This is a genomic window from Janthinobacterium sp. HH104 (genome assembly GCF_001758715.1).
GTDB classification, from domain to species: domain Bacteria; phylum Pseudomonadota; class Gammaproteobacteria; order Burkholderiales; family Burkholderiaceae_D; genus Janthinobacterium; species Janthinobacterium aestuarii.
Genome location: NZ_LRIB01000053.1, coordinates 56682 through 74624, shown reverse-complemented (window position 1 = coordinate 74624; position 17943 = coordinate 56682). Strand labels below are relative to the sequence as shown.

12 protein-coding genes are annotated in these 17943 nt (G+C 63.7%); 7 read left to right on the top strand and 5 right to left on the bottom strand.

Annotated features, from left to right (window positions below; all coding sequences use genetic code 11):
- Position 1: 1 nt before the first annotated feature.
- Together JAB6_RS24540 and JAB6_RS24535 are read right to left on the bottom strand one after the other, a co-directional pair.
- Positions 2 to 3166 carry an efflux RND transporter permease subunit gene (locus JAB6_RS24540; RefSeq protein ID WP_070305230.1) on the bottom strand — a complete coding sequence of 1055 codons (3165 nt, stop codon included), beginning with the start codon at positions 3164 to 3166 and terminating at the stop codon, positions 2 to 4.
- 15 nt (positions 3167 to 3181) lie between these two features.
- Positions 3182 to 4408, bottom strand: coding sequence for an efflux RND transporter periplasmic adaptor subunit (locus JAB6_RS24535; protein WP_070305228.1), 1227 nt, complete (start codon positions 4406 to 4408; stop codon positions 3182 to 3184).
- Between the two features lie 422 nt (positions 4409 to 4830).
- Between JAB6_RS24535 and JAB6_RS24530 the strand changes: the two genes are divergently transcribed.
- A complete protein-coding gene (locus JAB6_RS24530) occupies positions 4831 to 6336 on the top strand; it encodes an ATPase domain-containing protein (RefSeq protein WP_070305267.1) in 1506 nt (501 codons plus the stop codon).
- Positions 6337 to 6343: 7 nt separating this feature from the next.
- On the top strand, positions 6344 to 7882 hold the full coding sequence (locus JAB6_RS24525; protein WP_070305226.1) for an ATP-binding protein: 1539 nt from the start codon (positions 6344 to 6346) through the stop codon (positions 7880 to 7882).
- A gap of 3 nt (positions 7883 to 7885) precedes the next feature.
- Here JAB6_RS24525 and JAB6_RS24520 read toward each other — a convergent pair whose 3' ends face one another.
- Positions 7886 to 9772 carry an MFS transporter gene (locus JAB6_RS24520; RefSeq protein WP_034752172.1) on the bottom strand — a complete coding sequence of 629 codons (1887 nt, stop codon included), beginning with the start codon at positions 9770 to 9772 and terminating at the stop codon, positions 7886 to 7888.
- A 232-nt stretch (positions 9773 to 10004) separates the two neighbouring features.
- Between JAB6_RS24520 and JAB6_RS24515 the strand changes: the two genes are divergently transcribed.
- Positions 10005 to 13211 (top strand): DUF2339 domain-containing protein, encoded by a 3207-nt coding sequence (locus tag JAB6_RS24515; RefSeq protein WP_070305224.1) that lies wholly within the window; start codon positions 10005 to 10007, stop codon positions 13209 to 13211.
- A complete protein-coding gene (locus JAB6_RS24510; protein WP_083292978.1) occupies positions 13208 to 14659 on the top strand; it encodes a DUF3999 family protein in 1452 nt (483 codons plus the stop codon). The genes JAB6_RS24515 and JAB6_RS24510 overlap by 4 nt, the downstream gene beginning before the upstream one ends.
- 37 nt (positions 14660 to 14696) lie before the next feature.
- Here the strand turns inward: JAB6_RS24510 and JAB6_RS24505 are convergent, their stop codons facing one another.
- Positions 14697 to 15440, bottom strand: coding sequence for a helix-turn-helix transcriptional regulator (locus tag JAB6_RS24505; RefSeq protein WP_034750344.1), 744 nt, complete (start codon positions 15438 to 15440; stop codon positions 14697 to 14699).
- 160 nt (positions 15441 to 15600) lie between these two features.
- On the opposite strand from JAB6_RS24505, the gene JAB6_RS24500 reads away from it, so the two are divergent.
- From JAB6_RS24500 to JAB6_RS24490, 3 genes are read left to right on the top strand one after another with little or no spacing between them, the layout of a single operon-like run.
- Positions 15601 to 16023: a hypothetical protein gene (locus JAB6_RS24500; RefSeq protein WP_051991071.1), complete on the top strand. Its 423-nt coding sequence runs from the start codon at positions 15601 to 15603 to the stop codon at positions 16021 to 16023.
- A 24-nt stretch (positions 16024 to 16047) separates the two neighbouring features.
- A complete protein-coding gene (locus tag JAB6_RS24495; protein ID WP_070305220.1) occupies positions 16048 to 16464 on the top strand; it encodes a hypothetical protein in 417 nt (138 codons plus the stop codon).
- A 5-nt stretch (positions 16465 to 16469) separates the two neighbouring features.
- Positions 16470 to 17255, top strand: coding sequence for a DUF2145 domain-containing protein (locus JAB6_RS24490; protein ID WP_070305218.1), 786 nt, complete (start codon positions 16470 to 16472; stop codon positions 17253 to 17255).
- Here JAB6_RS24490 and JAB6_RS24485 read toward each other — a convergent pair.
- Positions 17252 to 17875 (bottom strand): 4'-phosphopantetheinyl transferase superfamily protein, encoded by a 624-nt coding sequence (locus JAB6_RS24485; protein WP_070305266.1) that lies wholly within the window; start codon positions 17873 to 17875, stop codon positions 17252 to 17254. The two genes, JAB6_RS24490 and JAB6_RS24485, sit on opposite strands and share 4 nt — an antisense overlap.
- Positions 17876 to 17943: the final 68 nt, after the last annotated feature.

Below are 17943 nucleotides of genomic sequence, written 5' to 3'. Positions count from 1 at the left end.
ATTAATGCGCATCCTTAGAAAGCGTGACGGCTGGCGAACCAGGCGTCGCCGGCGTGGTCGGCGCGTCCGACTTCGAGAAGAAGCCGCGCACCAGCACGAAGAACACCGGCACGAAGAAGATACCGAGGAACGTGGCCGTCAACATACCACCCAGCACGCCGATACCGATGGCGTTCTGGCTGCCGGAACCGGCGCCGCTGGAAATGGCCAGTGGCAACACGCCCAGGCCGAATGCGATCGACGTCATCAGGATCGGACGCAGACGCAGACGCACCGCATGCAAGGTCGCGTCCAGCAACGACATGCCCGACTCCTGCATTTCCTTGGCGAATTCGACGATCAGAATCGCATTCTTCGCCGACAGACCCACCACCGTGAGCAAGCCCACCTGGAAGTACACGTCGTTCGACAGGCCGAAGAACCAGGTGCCCAGCACGGCACCGATCACGCCCAGCGGCACGACCAGCAGCACGGAGAATGGAATCGACCAGCTTTCATACAGCGCGGCCAGGCACAGGAACACGATCAGCAGCGACAGCGCGTACAGCTGCGGCGTCTGCGAACCGGATTCGCGCTCTTCCAGCGACACGCCGGTCCAGCTCATGCCGATTCCAGGCGGCAGCTTGGCGACCATCTCTTCCATCGCGTTCATGGCGGCGCCCGTGCTCTGGCCCGGCGCCGGCGTACCGAGGATCTCTACCGACGGCAAGCCGTTGTAGCGTTCCAGGCGTGGCGAAGCGTAGATCCACTTGCCCGTGGCGAAGGCCGAGAACGGCACCATCTGGCCAGCGCTATTGCGCACAAACCACTTGTTCAAGTCTTCCGGCAGCATGCGCGATTCGGCATTGCCCTGCATGAACACTTTCTTCACGCGGCCGCGGTCGAGGAAGTCATTCACATACGAACTACCCCAGCCCACGCTCAGCACGCGGTTGATTTCCGAGATCTGCAGGCCCAGCGCGGTAGCTTTCTGCTGGTCGATGTCGATCTTGTACTGCGGCGTATCTTCCTGGCCGTTCGGGCGCACACCGACCATGGCCGGATTCTGCGAGGCCATGCCCAACAACTGGTTACGCGCCGCCATCAGGGCGTCATGGCCGACACCGCCGATATCCTGCAGCTGCATGTCGAAACCGGTGGCGTTACCCAGTTCCAGCACGGCAGGCGGAGCGAACGTAAACACCATCGCATCCTTGATCTGCAACAGCTTGCCCATGGCACGACCGGCCACGGCCGGCGCTTTTTGCGCCACGTCCTTGCGCAGCGACCAGTCTTTCAGGCGCACGAAAGCGATACCCGTATTCTGGCCGTTACCGCCGAAGCTGAAACCGGCCACGGCAAACACGGAAGCGACGTTGTCTTTCTCGCTGTTCATGAAGTGGTCTTCGACCTGTTCGATCACTTTCAGGGTGCGCTCTTGCGTGGCGCCCGTCGGCAATTGAATCTGCGTAAACAGGATGCCCTGGTCTTCTTCCGGCAGGAAGGAGGTCGGCAAACGCATGAAGACGAATACCAGGCCGGCCAGCAGGATGACGTACAACAGCATCGAACGGGCGCGGTGGCGGATCATGCTGCCGACCATGCCCTGGTATTTGTTGCTGCTGCTATCGAAGCTGCGGTTGAACCAGCCGAAGAAACCCTTGTTGGTCGCGTGATGGCCTTTTTCGACCGGTTTGAGCAACGTGGCGCACAAGGCTGGCGTGAAGACCAGCGCGACGACGACGGACAGCACCATCGACGAGACGATCGTGATCGAGAACTGGCGGTAAATCACGCCCGTCGAACCACCGAAGAAGGCCATCGGCACGAACACGGCCGACAGCACCATGGCGATACCGACCAGCGCGCCCGTGATCTGCGTCATGGACTTGCGCGTCGCTTCCAGCGGCGACAAGCCTTCTTCGCTCATCACGCGCTCGACGTTTTCCACCACCACGATCGCATCGTCGACCAGCAGGCCGATGGCCAGCACCATGGCGAACATGGTCAAGGTATTGATCGAATAGCCGAACGCATTCAGGATGCCGAAGGTACCGAGCAGCACGACCGGCACGGCCATGGTCGGGATCAGGGTGGCGCGGAAGTTTTGCAGGAACAGATACATCACCAGGAATACCAGGATGACGGCTTCGACCAGGGTTTTCACCACTTCTTCGATCGACAGTTTCACGAACGGGGTCGTGTCGAACGCCACCTGGTAGCTCATGCCTTCAGGGAATTGCTTGCTCAGGTTGCCCAGCATGGCTTTCGCCGCATTGGCCGTATCGAGCGCGTTGGCGCCCGTCGCCAGCTTGATCGCCACGCCGGTCGCCGCATGGCCGTTGTAGCGGGCCACGGTGTTGTAGTTCTCGCGGCCCAGTTCCATGCTGGCCACGTCCTTCAGGTGCACCATGGCACCCTCGGTGGTGGTTTTCAGCAAGATGGCGCCGAACTGCTCCACCGTTTGCAAGCGGCTTTGCGCCGAGACGGTGGCGTTCAGCTGCTGGCCCTTGACGGACGGCGTGCCGCCCAGTTCACCGGCCGACACTTCCGCATTCTGCGCCTGCACGGCCGTGATCACGTCCGCCGGGGTCAGGTTGAAGCTTTGCAGCTTGGCCGGGTCGAGCCAGATACGCATCGCGTACTGCGAACCGAACAGCGTCACATCGCCCACGCCCGGCACGCGGCTCAGCGGATCGACGACGTTGGCGGCCACATAGTCGCTCAAGTCGGTCTGGTCCATCTTGCCGTTTTCGGAAATGAAGCCGAACACCATCAGGAAGTTCTTCGTCGCTTTCGACACGACAAGACCCTGTTGCGTGACAGCCGTCGGCAGCAGCGGCGTAGCCAGCTGCAGCTTGTTCTGTACCTGCACCTGGGCGATGTCGGGATTGGTGCCGCTGGTAAACGTCAGCGTGATGCTGATGCCGCCAGTCGCATCGCTCGACGAAGACATGTAGCGCAGGCCGTCGATACCCTTCATCTTTTGTTCGATGACCTGGGTGACCGCATCTTCCACGGTCTTGGCGGAGGCACCAGGGTAGGAGCCGCTGATCGAAATCGACGGCGGAGCGATGCTCGGGTACTGCGCGATCGGCAGGCTGAGGATCGAAATCACGCCGGCAAGCATGATGACGATCGCGACCACCCAGGCAAAAATCGGGCGGTCAATGAAAAAACGGGCCATTAATATTCTCCTGAATTAGTGGGCGCTGGCAGCCGATGCTGCGGCAGAAACGGCAGCGGCGGGCGCAGGTGCAGGAGCAGGAGCGGCTTCGGCCTTGGCAGGTACGGCAACGGCTGGGGCGCCTGGCTTGACTTTTTGCAAGCCTTCCACGATCACGCGGTCGCCTGCGGCCAGGCCGGACGTCACCAGCCAGTTGGTGCCGACGGTGCCGCTGGTGGTCAGCACGCGCTGCTCGACCTTGTTTTCCTTGTTCAGGATCATGGCCGTGGCCTGGCCCTTCTGGTTGCGCGTCACGCCCACTTGCGGCACGGTAATGGCTTTCTCATCGACGCCCGTTTCCAGCTGCGCACGCACGTACATACCTGGCAGCAATTCACCTTTCGGGTTCGGGAACAGCGCGCGCAGGATCACATTGCCCGTGGTCGGATCAACCGTCACGCCGGAAAACTGCAGCTTGCCCGATTCGCCGTACTTGCTGCCGTCCGGCAGAATCAGGTCGACCTTGGCCTGGCCTTCGCCCACTTTCTTCAGCGAGCCGTCGGCCATCTGGCGCTTCAGGCGCAGCAGGTCGGTGCTCGACTGCGTCACGTCGACATAGATCGGGTCGAGTTGCTGCACGGTCGTCAGCGCCTCGGCCTGGCCGGCCGTCACCAGCGCGCCGGCCGTCACGGTCGAGCGGCTGGTGCGGCCGCTGATCGGCGCCGTCACGGTGCTGTAGCGCAGGTTGATGTTGGCCGATTCCAGCGCCGCAGTGGCGGACTCGACGTCTGCCTTCGCTTGCTCGAACGCGGCGACGGCATCATCGTATTCCTGGCGGCTCACGCCTTCGATGGCGACCAGTTCCTTGTAGCGCGACGCTTTCGGACCGGCCGTCAGCAGATTGGCCTTGGCTTTCGACAACGCGGCCTTGGCCGAATTGGCGGCCGCCTGGTACGTGGCCGAGTCGATCTGATACAGGGCCGTGCCCGCTTTCACATCGCTACCTTCGACGAACAGGCGTTTCTGGATCAGGCCACCGACTTGCGGGCGCACATCGGCGACCTGGTAGGCGTTCGTACGGCCGGGCAATTCGGCGCTCATCGGCAACGCGGCCGGATTAACAGTAAACACGACCACCTGTGGCGCTTGCTGCGCGTGAGGTGCTTCCTGTTTTTTACTGCAGCCGGCCATGATTACAGTGGCGCACAGAACGGCAATAGCGCCGCTCGTACGCGGCGACGTCAGGGAAAAGGTTGGTTGCATCTTGGACTTTCTGAAAAAGAAGCTGGCTAGTGTCGTTAGAAATGACTAAATTTATTAACGCAGATCAAAGAATGAACGATCATTCTAAAATCGTCAAGCATCGTTACAATTGAAACATAGCAACCATCAAGCGAATTAAATTATCAATGAAGCAACAAAATGAGGACAGCTACAGCGGCGGCACGCCAGCAAAACCGGCTACGAAGCTGACGGATGGTGGCAAAAATGGCAATGCGGAAAAGGTGGATTGAGTGAATACTGTAGCAGGGTCATGATTTCTTTGCTGAACTGGCCGACACGGACGCAACACCGCCCTTCGCGGCAGGCATGGCGAAATAATTATTTACCAATGGTATCGAAAAGACACATTCCGGCAGACGCGCTACTATATTGTCCACGGCGTGGCGAAGCGGGGTGCGATGATGACGGCACAGGCGCAAGGATTGGCGCAACACGATGGCGCGGGCGGCCTGGACGCGCTGCTGTCGACGGGCGTACCCGGCCTCGACGCGATTCTCACGGGCGGCCTGCTGCCCGAGCGCCTGTATTTGGTCGAAGGCGTGCCCGGCACGGGCAAGACCACCTTGGCGCTGCAGTTTCTGGCCGAAGGGGTGCGCAGCGGCGTGCCCGTGCTGTATATCGCGCTGGCCGAATCCGAGATCGAGCTGTGCGCCGCCGCCCTGTCGCACGGCTGGGACCTGGCCGGCATCGCCATCGAAGAAGTGGCGCCCAGCGACGACATGCTCGACCCCGAGCGCCAGTACACCATCTTCCACCCGTCGGAAATCGAACTGGCCTCGACCAACCAGCGCATCCTGGCCGCCATCGAAAAGCACCGCCCGGCCCGCCTCGTGCTCGATTCGCTGTCCGAATTGCAACTGCTGGCGGAAAACCCGCTGCGCTACCGGCGCCAGGTCGTGGCCCTGAAACAATACATGGCCAGCCGGCACTGCACCACCATGCTGATCGATGACCGTTCCGCGCTCGACGACGGCTTGCAAGTGCGTAGCGTGGCCCACTGCGTGATCTCGCTGGAGCTGCAAAACCAGGACTACGGCACTGACCGGCGCCGTGTGCGCGTGGTGAAATACCGGGGCGTGCCGTTTCGCAGCGGCACGCACGACTACAAGATCGCCCATGAGGGCCTGGTCGTCTTTCCGCGCCTGGTGGCGGCCGACACGCGCCGCGATGGCGGCCATCGGCGCCTGTCGAGCGGCGTGCCCGAGCTCGACGCCATGATAGGCGGCGGCCTGGAAGAAGGCATGAGCACGCTCATTTCCGGCCCCGCCGGCAGCGGCAAGTCCACCCTGGCGGCGCAATTCGTTCACGCGGCCACGGAGCGAGGCGAACCGTGCGCCATGTTCCTGTTCGAGGAAGCGCGCAGCAAGCTGCTGACCCGGGCCGACAGCGTGGGTATGCGCCTGCAGGCCGCGCTCGACACGGGTTTGCTCAGTGCCCAGCAGATCGACCCGGCCGAACTGACTCCGGGCGAATTCGCCCAGGCCGTGGTCGACGCGGCGCAGCGGGGCGCCAGGGTGATCGTCATCGATAGCCTGAACGGCTACATGCATGCCGTGCCCGATGAACGTTTCCAGAGCACCTACCTGCACGAACTGCTCAATTACCTGAGCCAGCACGGCGTGGCCACCCTGCTCGTCGGCGTGCAGCAAAACATGCTGGGCACCTCGATGACGACGGCGGCCGACGCCAGCTACCTGGCCGACAGCGTCATCATGCTGCGCTACTACGAAACGGAAGGCGAGGTGCGGCAAGCCATTTCCGTCTTCAAGAAGCGCGGCAGCGCGCACGAGCGCAGCATCCGCCGCTTCGACATCAGCCCGCAGGGCGTGCGCATCGGCCCGGCCCTGGCCGGTTTTCACGGCATCCTGTCGGGCTTGCCCACCATTGGCGGCACGCCATTTCCCTAGGAACGCCATGGAGCTGCGCATCCTGATCTATGCGCCTGCCGGCCAGGATGCCGCTCTGGCCGGCACGGTATTGGCAGGCAGCGCCATCGCCAGCCACGCCTGCCACTCGCCCGGCGAACTGGCCGAAGAGCTGGCGCTGGGCGCCGGCGGCGTGCTGACGGTGGACGAGGCCTTGCACGCCGGCGTCTACGCCGTGCTCGACGCCTATACACGCCAGCAGCCGGACTGGTCCGACTTGCCGATTACGGTGCTGACGCACGCGCGGCTCGATTCCCTGCCCTTGCGGCAAGCCATTGCCACCCTGGGCAACCTGACCCTGCTGGAACGCCCCGTCCACATCCTGACCCTGATCACCTCGGCCCACGCCATGCTGCGCGCGCGCCAGCGCCAGTACCAGGTGCGCGAGACGCAGCGGCGCAAGGATGAATTCATTGCCAGCCTCGGGCATGAACTGCGCAATCCGCTGGCGCCCATCAAGTCGTCGGTGGCCCTGCTCAAGCACCTGTTTCCCGCATCGGAGCAGGTGGGCAAGCTGAGCGACGTGATCGAGCGCCAGGTGACGCACCTGACGCGGCTGGTGGATGACTTGCTCGACGTGGCGCGCATCACCAGCGGCAAGGTAGTGCTGCAGCGCAAGGAGTTTGAGCTGCAGCAAGTGCTCGAGCATGTCATCGAACTGTGCCAGCCTGCGGCCAGCAGCCGGCACATCGGCCTCACGCTGGAATTGCCGCCGCATGCCGTGACCTTGCACGCCGACTATGCCAGGGTGGTACAGATCTTTTCCAATATCGTCTCGAATGCCGTGAAGTTCACACAGGACGGCGGACACATCAACATGACGGCGCGCCTGGCGCAGGGCCAGTTACAGGTGATGGTCGAAGACAATGGCATCGGCATCGACCCGGATACCATCGCGCGCATCTTTTCCATGTTCGAACAGGGACGCACGGTGGTAGGCCAGATAAAAAGTGGCCTGGGCATCGGATTGAGTCTGGCGCGCCAATTTGCCGAAATGCATGGCGGCAGCATCGAAGCCTACAGCGATGGCGCCGGACGGGGCAGCCGCTTCATCGTCACGTTGCCGGCCAGCGCCGGCGGCGCCCCGGCCGCCATGCCGGCCTCCAGGAACGACGCGCCCGTGAGCACGGGCCAGCCCGTGCAAGTGCTGGTGGTGGACGACAACCGCGACGCGGCCGATTCCCTGCAAAGCCTGTTCCAGCTCGAAGGTTATGCTGCCCAGGTCGCGTATGGCGGCGCGCAGGCGCTGGCGGCCGTCGAGCTGGCGTGGCCGCAACTGGTCGTGATGGATCTGGGGATGCCGGACATGGATGGCTACGAAGCGGCGCGCCAGATCCGCCAGCGCGCGCACGGGCGCGACGTGCTGATGATCGCCCTGACAGGCTGGGGCCAGGGCGAAGCCCGCGCACGGACCGAGCAAGCCGGTTTCGACCATCACCTGACGAAACCGGTGGACTTCGACGCCATCGCCTCCCTGCTGGAACAGCACCTGGCGCAGCGGACGGCGGCCGCTACGCAGACGCAGTAGCGATTACTTCCACTTGCCGCGCAATTCCTGCACCTTCTGTTGCAGCAACTCCGGCGTGGCGGCCTCAGGCGCCACGGGTACGCCCACGGCCAGCGACAGACGCGAGCGCAAGCCCGCCTTGAAGGCGCGCTCGAACAAATGGCCATTCCGATGGCTCAACAAATGTCCCCACAAGCCGCGCAGCGCCAGCGGAATCACGGGCACCTTGCTGCGCTCGACGATTTTGGCGATGCCGCCCTTGAATTCGCTGATCTGGCCCGTGCGGGTCAGCTTGCCTTCGGGGAAGATGCACACGAGTTCGCCCTCGTGCAGCGCTTGCGCGATATCGATGAACGCCTTTTCCATCAGGAAAGGATCTTCCTTGGCGGGCGCAATGGGGATCGCCTTGGCCGTGCGGAAAATCCAGCCCATCAGTGGCATCTTGAAGATGCGGTGGTCCATGACGAAACGGATGGGGCGGGGGCTGGCCGCCATGATGACGATGGCGTCCACATAGCTGACATGGTTGCACACCAGCACGGCTGCCCCTTCCGTGGGGATGCGCTCGCCATCGACGACCTTGACACGGTGCACGGTCTGGATGAGTATCCACGCGAGGAAGCGCATGAGGAATTCCGGCACCAGCGAGAAGATGTAGGCGGCCACCAGCGCATTGAGGATCGCCGTGACGAGGAACAGTTCGGGGATGGTAAAGCCCTTGCCCAGCAGCACGATGGCCACGCCGGCGGCCGCCACCATGAACAGGGCGTTGAGAATATTCATGCCGGCGATCGTGCGCGAAATGTGTTTCGGGTCGCAGCGCGTCTGGATCAGGGCGAACAGGGGCACGATGAAGAAGCCGCCGAAGACGCCGATCATGACGATGTCGATCAGGATGCGCGGCACGCCCGCCTGGCTGACGAACGCCAGCGCATCGACCACTTGCGTGTTCGCATACGCATTGCTGGCGAAATACAGGTCGATGCCGAACAGCGACAGGCCGATGGAGCCGAACGGCACCAGGCCGATCTCGATCTTGTGGCCGGACAACCTTTCGCACAGCAGGGAACCCGTGCCGATACCGACGGAAAACACGGTCAGCAGCAGCACGAACACGCTGTGGTCGCCATGCAGGAAATCTTTCGAATACACGGGGAACTGGGCCAGGATCAGCGCGCCGTAAAACCAGAACCAGGAGTTGCCCAGCATGGCCAGGAAGACGGGACGGTTCTTGCGCGAAAAATTCAGGTTGCGGAACGATTCGGCGACAAAATTCAGGCTCACCTTCAAGTCCGGCTCGGGCGCAGGCGTGCGCGGCACGCGGTAGCTGGCGATCAGACCGAACACGGCCACGGCAATCGTCGCGCCGGCGACCAGTTCCACGCCCAGCGGCTTGTGCACGATCAGCACGGCGCCGAGGATTTCGCCCAGCAAGATGCCGACAAACGTGCCCATCTCGATCAGGCCATTGCCGCCGACCAATTCCTCGGGTTTCAGTTGCTGCGGCAGGTAGGCATACTTGACGGGGCCGAACAGGGTCGAATGTACACCCATGCCGACCACGGCGGCCACCAGCAGCCACAGGGTGTGCGTCATCCAGCCGGCGGCGGCGACCGCCATGATGGCCAGCTCCATCCATTTCACGAAGCGGGCCAGGCCCGCCTTTTCAAACTTGTCGGCCAGCTGGCCCGCCGTGGCCGAAAACACGACGTAGGGCAGGATGAACAGGCCGGGGATCAAATTGGTGATGGTGGACGGGTCGAGCGTGGTCCAGCTCAGCGCATCGTAGGCGAGGATCACCATCAGGGCCGTCTTGAACAGATTGTCGTTGAAGGCGCCAAAGAACTGGGTCCAGAAGAAGGGCCCGAAACGGCGCTGCGACAATAAGGAAAACTGGCTGCTTTGACTCATGGCATGGGGAACCGGCAATTAAGGAATTGCTAAAATACAGCACTATCTTGCGCACGACAATCTGAATGTCGCCATCTTGCTTAGCGTCAATACGGAAAGCGCCGCATCGCGCCATGCTGGCCCCGCACCTGACGCCTTTCCCCTACACAACAAAAAACGCCCATTTCTTGATAATAAGGTAATGTGCGCATACTGCGGAGTCTTCGCCCCGCCCCTCCAGGAAAGCTGACCCATGTTTGGATTGATAACGCTGTTCATCCTTGGCGTGCTGATCACCGCCTTCGTGCTGGTGCTGCAATACCGCAGAAAAGTGGCGGATCTGGAATTGCTGACGGCGCGCCTGCGCAAGGAAGTCGACGGCATACAGCAGCGCCTGCTAACCTTGGAAGGCCAGGACGTAGCGCCAGCTGCCGCGCCTGCCGTGCCCGCTGCCGTTGCGCCAGTCGCAGTGCCGACGCCCGTTTCCGTGCCTGCACCGGCGCCGGTGCAGGTGCAGGTGTCGAAGGCGGCCGTGATCGAGCCGGTCGAGCTGGCAAAGGCCGCGCCGGCCGCGCCCCTGCCGCCGAAGCCATCACCACCCGCGCCACAGGCTCCCGCCAAACCCGCCCCTGCCGCCCCTGCAGCCCCCAACACCCCGTCCTGGATCGCGCACCCGGACGGCCTCGTTGCCAAGGCGAAGAACTGGCTGTTTACAGGCAACCTGGTTGCCAAGCTGGGTTTGCTGATCCTCTTCCTCGGCGTCAGCTTCCTGCTCAAATACGTGTCGGCGCAGGTGACGGTGCCCATCGAGCTGCGCCTGGCCGGCATCGCGCTGGCGGACATCGCCCTGCTGGCCTGGGCCTGGCGCATCCGCATCAAACGCCCCGGCATCAGCCTGCCGCTGCAGGGCACGGCCCTGGCGATATTGATGCTGGTGACGTTTGGCGCCTTCCGCCTGTATGAACTGATCCCGGCGGGCCTGGCGTTTGCCGTGCTGTTCGTGCTGACGGCGTTCACGTGCTTGCTGGCCGTGCTGCAAAACGCCGTCTGGCTGGCCGTCTTCGGCATCGTCGGCGGCTTTGCCGTGCCCCTGCTCGTGTCGACAGGCAGCGGCAACCATATCGGCCTGTTCAGCTACTACGCGCTGCTCAATGCGGGCGTCTTCGCCATCGCCCTGAAACGCGCCTGGCGCGTCCTGAATGTGCTGAGCTTTGGCTTTACCTTCGTCGTCGCCACCACCTGGGGCTTGCTGCGCTACACGCCCGAGCACTACCTGTCGACGCAGCTGTTCCTGATCCTGTTCGTGCTGTTCTATATCGGTATCGCGATTGCCTACTGCGCGCGCCAGGCGCCGCGCTTGAAACACTATGTGGACGGCACCCTCGTGTTCGGTACTCCGCTGGCGGCCATGGGCCTGCAATACGGCCTGGTGCGGCACTTCGAGTTTGGCCTGGCGTTTTCCGCGCTGCTCGGCGGCTTGACCTACACGGGACTGGCCGTGGCCCTGTGGCGCCGCGCAGGTTTCAAACTGCTGGCCGAAGCCTTCCTCGCGCTGGGCATCGTCTTCGGCACGCTGGCCATCCCGTTTGCCCTCGATGGCCGCTGGACCTCCGCCGCGTGGGCGCTGGAAGGCGCGGGCATCGTCTGGGTCGGCTTGCGCCAGCGCCAGACCCTGGCCTGGGTCTTCGGCCTGCTGGTGCAGGGGGCCGCCTGGCTGGCCTTCCTTGGCGCCATGCAGGGACTCAATACGGCAGCGGCCCTGCAAGCCAACATCTGGCTCGGCTGCGCGCTGCTGGCGGCCGCCGCGCTGGTGATGGCCTACAATTTCCGCCGCCACGCCAGCCACTTACATCCTGAATTCATGAGCAGCCTGTCCGTGCTGTTCCTGACGGCCGCCACGGTCTGGCTGCTGAGCGGCATCTGGAGCGAAATCCTGCTGCGCACGGATGCCGCCACGCAACTGAACCTGCTCACCGTCAGCGCGCTGGCAGTGGCGGTCCTGCTGGCGGCGCTGGCGCGGCGCGAACAATGGCATGCGCCGCGCGCCCTGCTGCTGGCCGTACAGGTACTGGCCGGCATGGTCATGCTCAGCCGCGCCAGCTGGGCCTGGGACCAGCATCCGGCCAACCTGTTCGACGGCTCCTTCCTCAGCGCGCTGCTGCTGGGCGCCGCCGCCTTTGCCAGCGCCCGCTTCCTTGCGCTGCGCGCACGCGGCGGCGACGAGCTGCTGGCGCTGGCAGCGCGTCCCCTGCTGGTCTGGAGCGGCTTGCTGTGGTTTGCCGCCATCCTCGTGCCGTTCACCAGCTGGCTGCTGCGCCTGATCGACGGCGACCTGAGCATGCAGCCGTACGCGGGCGAGCACTGGCTGGCGCTGTACCTGATCGCCGTGTCCGTCACGACACCCGTGTTCGCCATTGTGGCGCGGCGCCTCGATTGGCCTCAGCTACGCTGGTTCACCGTGGCCGCCTGGCTCGGCCTGGGCCTGTGGAGCGCCAATATGCTGCTGGCGCTGTATCTGCGCGACTATCTGCTGACGGGCCTGAGCTGGCTGGCCCTGGCCGGCGCGCTGGCGGCCGGCGAATATCTGCTGCAGGCCTGGCCAAAAGCCGGCTGGCAACTCGACGTGCGCGCGCTGCGGCTCTTGCATACCTTGCGCACGGCCGCGCCCTGGCTGATGCTGTGGCCCGTGGGCGCCATGCATGTCAACGCCTGGCTGGCACAGCATGAAGACAGCGTCAGCCCCGCCTGGGCCCGCTACTTGCCGGCCTGGGCCATGATGCTGGTACTGGCCTGGCTGATCCGTCGCTGCCGAGCCGGCGTCTGGCCGGTGACGCCGATTGCCGAGTGGTACCAGCGCACCCTGATACCGCTGGGCGCTCTCTGGTCGCTGCTGCTGATCGCCGCGTGGAACATCTTCGACGACGGCGCCATGGCGCCGCTGCCCTACTTGCCGCTGCTCAACCCGCTGGACTTGAGCACGGGCTTTGCCGTGTTGTTGGCCATTGCCAGCTACCGTTTGCTGCCAGCGCAGCAGCTGCCCCTGCCCGCCCTGTGGCAGGCGCGCTTGCCCGTCGTGGCCGCCTGCATCGTGTATGGCTGGTTCAACCTGATGCTGCTGCGTACGGTGTCGCACTACCTGGGCGTGCCCTATACCTTTGACGCCATGCTGGCCTCGCAGTTCGTGCAAGCGATGCTGTCGCTCGTGTGGAGCGTCACGGCCCTGCTGCTGATGCGCCACGCGGCGCGCCAGCAGCGGCGCCAGCAATGGAGCATGGGTGCCGTGCTGCTGGGGCTGGTAGTTGTGAAACTGTTCCTGATCGACCTGTCCAACGTGGGCGGCATCGAACGCATCGTATCCTTCGTGGGTGTCGGCTTGCTGATGGTCTTGATCGGCTACCTGGCGCCCTTCCCCAAGGCTGCCGCAGCAGCGCCAGCCGAACCGCAACAGGGAGCAGCATGAAAACCACCGCACTCATGTTCGGCATCGTGTTGATGGCAGGCGCCGCGCTGGCCTCGCCTGGCCAGGACAGGCCACAGGACTACGGCTGGAGCATGCCGGTGACCGTGCCGGCCGGCGCGGGCATCGTCCAGCTATCGTTGCCCAGGGAAGTCTACCTGCACGCCAGCTCGGCCAGCCTGGCCGACGTGCGCCTGTTCGACGCCGACGGCAAGCGCCTGGCCTACGCCATCGGTGCACCGCCAGCGCAATCGGCGACGCAACGGACAGCCATTCCAGCCCGTATCTTCCCCGTGACGGGCGCGACGGCAACTGGCGACGGCTTGCAAGGTATCGACATCCGCACGGCCGACGATGGCCGCTTGCTATCGGTCAGCACGCGCGCCGGCACGGCTGCGACCACGGCGGCCCTGCAAGCGCTGATTCTCGACCTGGGCAAGCAAACGCAAGACAAGCGTATCGCCGCCTTGCGCTTCACGCCACCGGCCCGCACGGTCAATTACAGTGCACAAGTGCTGCTGGAAGTGAGCGATGACCTGAAGCAATGGGACGCCATCGGCACCACCACCTTGAATTGGCTCAGCAACAGCGACACGCAAACCCTGGCCAACGACAGCATCAGCTTTGCGCCGCGCGCGTTTCGCTATGCGCGCCTGAGCTGGCAAGCGGGCGAACCGCTGGCCTTTGCGGCAATCACGGCGCAAGCCGTCAGCGAAACGGACATCGCCGCGCCGCGCGCCACCGTCTTGCTACAAGGCGCGCCGAGCAAGCAGGCAAATGAATGGCGCTATGCCACTCCGCTCGCCATCCCCGCTGACAGCATCGCTCTGCAATTGACGCAGACCAATACGGTACTGCCAGTGACCTTGGGCGTATATCGCCAGAACAGTTATGTTCCCCGGCACCGGCTGCACCTGCGCCAGCAAGCGCGTCCCGCGCAAGGCGCGTATTTCGATCCCCTGCTGAGCACCACGTTTTACCGCATCGGCCTAGACGGCAAGGAAAGGGTCTCGGGCGACTTGGCCATGCCCGTGACGCAGACAAACGAATGGGTGCTGCAGACGGAACACCCGTTCTCCGCCAGCGATGCGCCCACATTGCACCTGGGCTGGACGCCGGCCACCGTCGTTTTCCTGGCCAGCGGCAAGCCGCCTTATCAGATCACGTTCGGCAACAGCAACGCCGCCGCCGTCGCGCAGCCGCTGTCGCAGGTAGCGCCCGGCTTCAAGGCGGACGAATTACTGGCGCTCAAGACGGCCAGCACCGGACCGCTCCAGTCCAACGCCGGCGCGGCAGCACCAGCACCGGCAACAAAGGACGGCGCACCATGGCGCTTGGCCGCACTGTGGACTGCGCTCCTGCTGGGCGTGGCCGTGCTGGGCTTTTTCGCCTGGCGTTTGCTGTCGCAGATGAAAGAGGAACAAGGCAGCACCGACAAGCAGCAACCTTAGCCACAATATCCGCCGCTTGAGCGCTGCACTCGCCAGCTTACTGCCGCAGCAGCGCCTTGAACGTCTGCGGCATCCAGGGACGCGCCGCCAGCATGAAGCTGATGGCCAGGCGCTCATTGCCAGGCAGGCGCGCGTCTTCCTGATGTTGCTGCGAGAATTCCACTGCCACTTGCTTCAGGCGTTCCAGCAAGGCGGCCGTGGATTTCTTCGACAGCATCACGTTCACCAGGCGCAGCAATTCCGTCTCGCCATCGAACTGCGAATTCAAGTAGTCGCCATAGGCTTCCTTTTTGAAATACGTGTGGATGGGACCGTTCGGTATCCACGCAAACGTGCGGGCCACCAGCAGTTTGACCCGGTTATTCGGCAGCAGTTCCAGGAAACCGATCTTGTCGAGACGCAGCAGGTATTTCACGGCTTGCGCTTCGCTGATGTCATAGATGGCGACGATCTGTTCCAGCGGCAGCAAGTTCAGGGCGGAGACGGCCACCACGAACAGCCGGGTGTCCTCGATGATTTCCTTTTCCTGCGCATACGTCAGCCCCGTGATCAGGGTCGGCGCGGCCTGGGCTGATTGCACGGCCAGCGCCAGCTGCTGGAAATCGCTGCCGATGGCGACCAGGATCTGGTCCAGCCGTTGCAGGGTAAATTGCTTCTGCGAAAACATCCGCTTGACGCTGGCTTCGGACACGCCGATGCGCTGGGCCAGCTCGGCATACGTGACGGAGCGCGCTTTCAACAGGCGTTTCAAGGCTTCGATCAAGGCGTGGGTTTGCGGCATGCACTTCCTTTATAAAAATAGCATCGATTCTGGCGGCAGAAAAGTAGCGCAATATGCTACCTGCGGTATGCCTGCCCGCTACGAGTAGCGTATTCATTGACCAATTGCCCACAGTCTACAATGATGGCGTTGCCACTTGGCACACTTGAAGGAGAAACACATGAAACGCCTGCTGCCCCTCTGCCTGTCCCTGTCGCTGTTGACGCTCTCCGTGGCCGCTCCCGGCCTGGTCCACGCCGCCGCCTCCGAGAATCTGTCGAAAGGCTCGCAAAACCTCAGCGAAGGTTCCGCCGTGGTCGTCGCCGGTTCCATGTCGATGCTGGTCGCCTCCGGCCAGGTGGTCGTCGCCAGCGTGGAAACGGTGGGCGAAGGCATCGTCATCGTGCTCAAGGGCGCCTCCGAAGCGGGTGGCGCGTCCATCCAGATGAGCGGGCAAGCGGCCAGGGGCCTGTCGCTGGCGGCCGGCACCGTGGTCAATGTGGTGGCGATGTCCACCGGCCACATGCTGGTGCTCTCCGGCAAGGCCATCGCCTTCATCCCGAACGAACTGGGCAAGGCGCTGCTGCACCACTCCAAAGTGTAACCACCAATAAAGAACGGACATTCCATGAAACATCTGCTCGCCACCGCCCTGCTGTGCGCCGCCACCATGGCGCCGCTGGCCCAGGCCGCCAACTCCGATACCACCAACGCCTCCGACAACGCCAGCATGGCCTCAGCCATCGTATTGGTCGGCTCCATGTCGGTGCTGGCCGCCGCCGGTGAAATCGTCATCGACAAGGTGGAAGACGCGGCCGACGGCAGCGTCCTCGTGCTCAAAAGCGCGGCAAGGGGCGCGTCCTCCGCCGCCACAGTCTCCGTCAAGCTGAGCCAGAAGGCTGCGCAAGGCCTGTCGCTGGCGGCCGGCACGGTGATCAAAGTGGTGGCCGTCTCGACGGGACACATGCTGGTGCTGTCGGGCAAGGCCATCGCCTATGTGCCGAATGCCGCCGGCCAGGCCATCCTCCACCATTCGAAAGCGTGAACCCCATGAAACGCCTGACCGTGATTCTCATCAGCCTGGCCCTGGCCGGTACCGCCCATGCGGGACGCTCGTGCGAGGAAAAGCAAACGGATGCGACCACCCTCGTCAAATCGATGGACCTGGCGCAAAAGACCCTGCAGGCGCTCGACGCCTCGGGCGCGCAAGTGGCGCTGGTGGCGCGCGCCGGGCAAGACCTGTCGAAATACAACTTGCGCTATTCGCACATGGCGCTGGCCTGGCGCGACCACCCGAAAGGCCGCTGGCTGGTGGTGCATGAACTCAATGAATGCGGCACGGCGCAATCGTCGCTGTACAACGAAGGCTTGGGCAATTTCTTCATGGATGATGTGTTCATGTATGAAACGCTGATCCTGGTTCCCGGCCAGGATACGCAGCAGCAACTGGTGCGCCTGCTGACATCGAACACGCCCAAGCGCTTGCATGAGCCGCACTACAATATGCTGGCCTACCCGTTTTCCACCAAGTACCAGAACTCGAACCAGTGGGTGCTGGAAACCCTGGCCGCTGCCAGCAACGAGCCTGGCAAGATCGAAACGCGCGCCGAAGCGCAAGGTTGGCTGCGCAGCGCCAGCTACGCGCCGCAAACGCTGAGCATCCCCGCCGCCACGCGCCTGGGCGCGCGCATGTTCCGCGCGAATATCGCATTCGACGATCACCCGTTCGAGCGCCGCATGACGCGCCAGATCGACGTCGTCACCGTCGACTCCATCGTGCGCTTCATGCGCCAGCGCGAGCCGAAGGCGCAGGAGATCGTCGTACGGGGGAATTAGTCTGGCGCCAGACCCTGCAATATCAAGGCGGGCGCCTGCGCCAGCGGCGCCGCGCTGCACAGCACGATGGACAGCTCGACATGCGCCAAGGTCGCGCAAGCGCCCGCGTCCATGCCCAGCTTGTAGCGCGCCTCCGCCTCGCTCCAGCGCTGGTAAAACGCCGCCAGCCGCGCTTCAAGCGGCATGCTTTCCAGTTCGGCGGCCACATCTGCGCCAAACGCCTGGCGGGCCAGCGCCAGCACGTCGCGCCGCGGGGCGCGCAGCTCAATATCGAGTCCCAGCCGCGTAGTACCGCTCAACGCACACGCGACCCAGTGGCCGCTGTGCGAAATACTGAAGTGCGGCCCCTCCGCGGGCGACAGCAGCCGCGGCGCCTGGCCCGGCCTCTCTTCCAGCGCGATGGATTCCGGCGCCACTTCCAGCAGTTTCCCCATCGCTACGCGCAGCAGCGCGCGCCCCAGCAGGAACTGGCGCTGGCGCAACGGCCGCACAAAGCGTGCGTAGCGGGCCGCTTCCGCGGCACCGAGCCACGTTTCATACTGGCTGATCTGCGCAAGATCAATGCTGCGGGAATCGAGCAGCCAGATGCTGGCGCCGCTACTGGGCAAGGCTGGTGGCATGACAAGGTCGGGATAGGCAAAGGCGCAGTCTGCCACAAATTGCCAGCATGCATACGGCAAAAAAATGG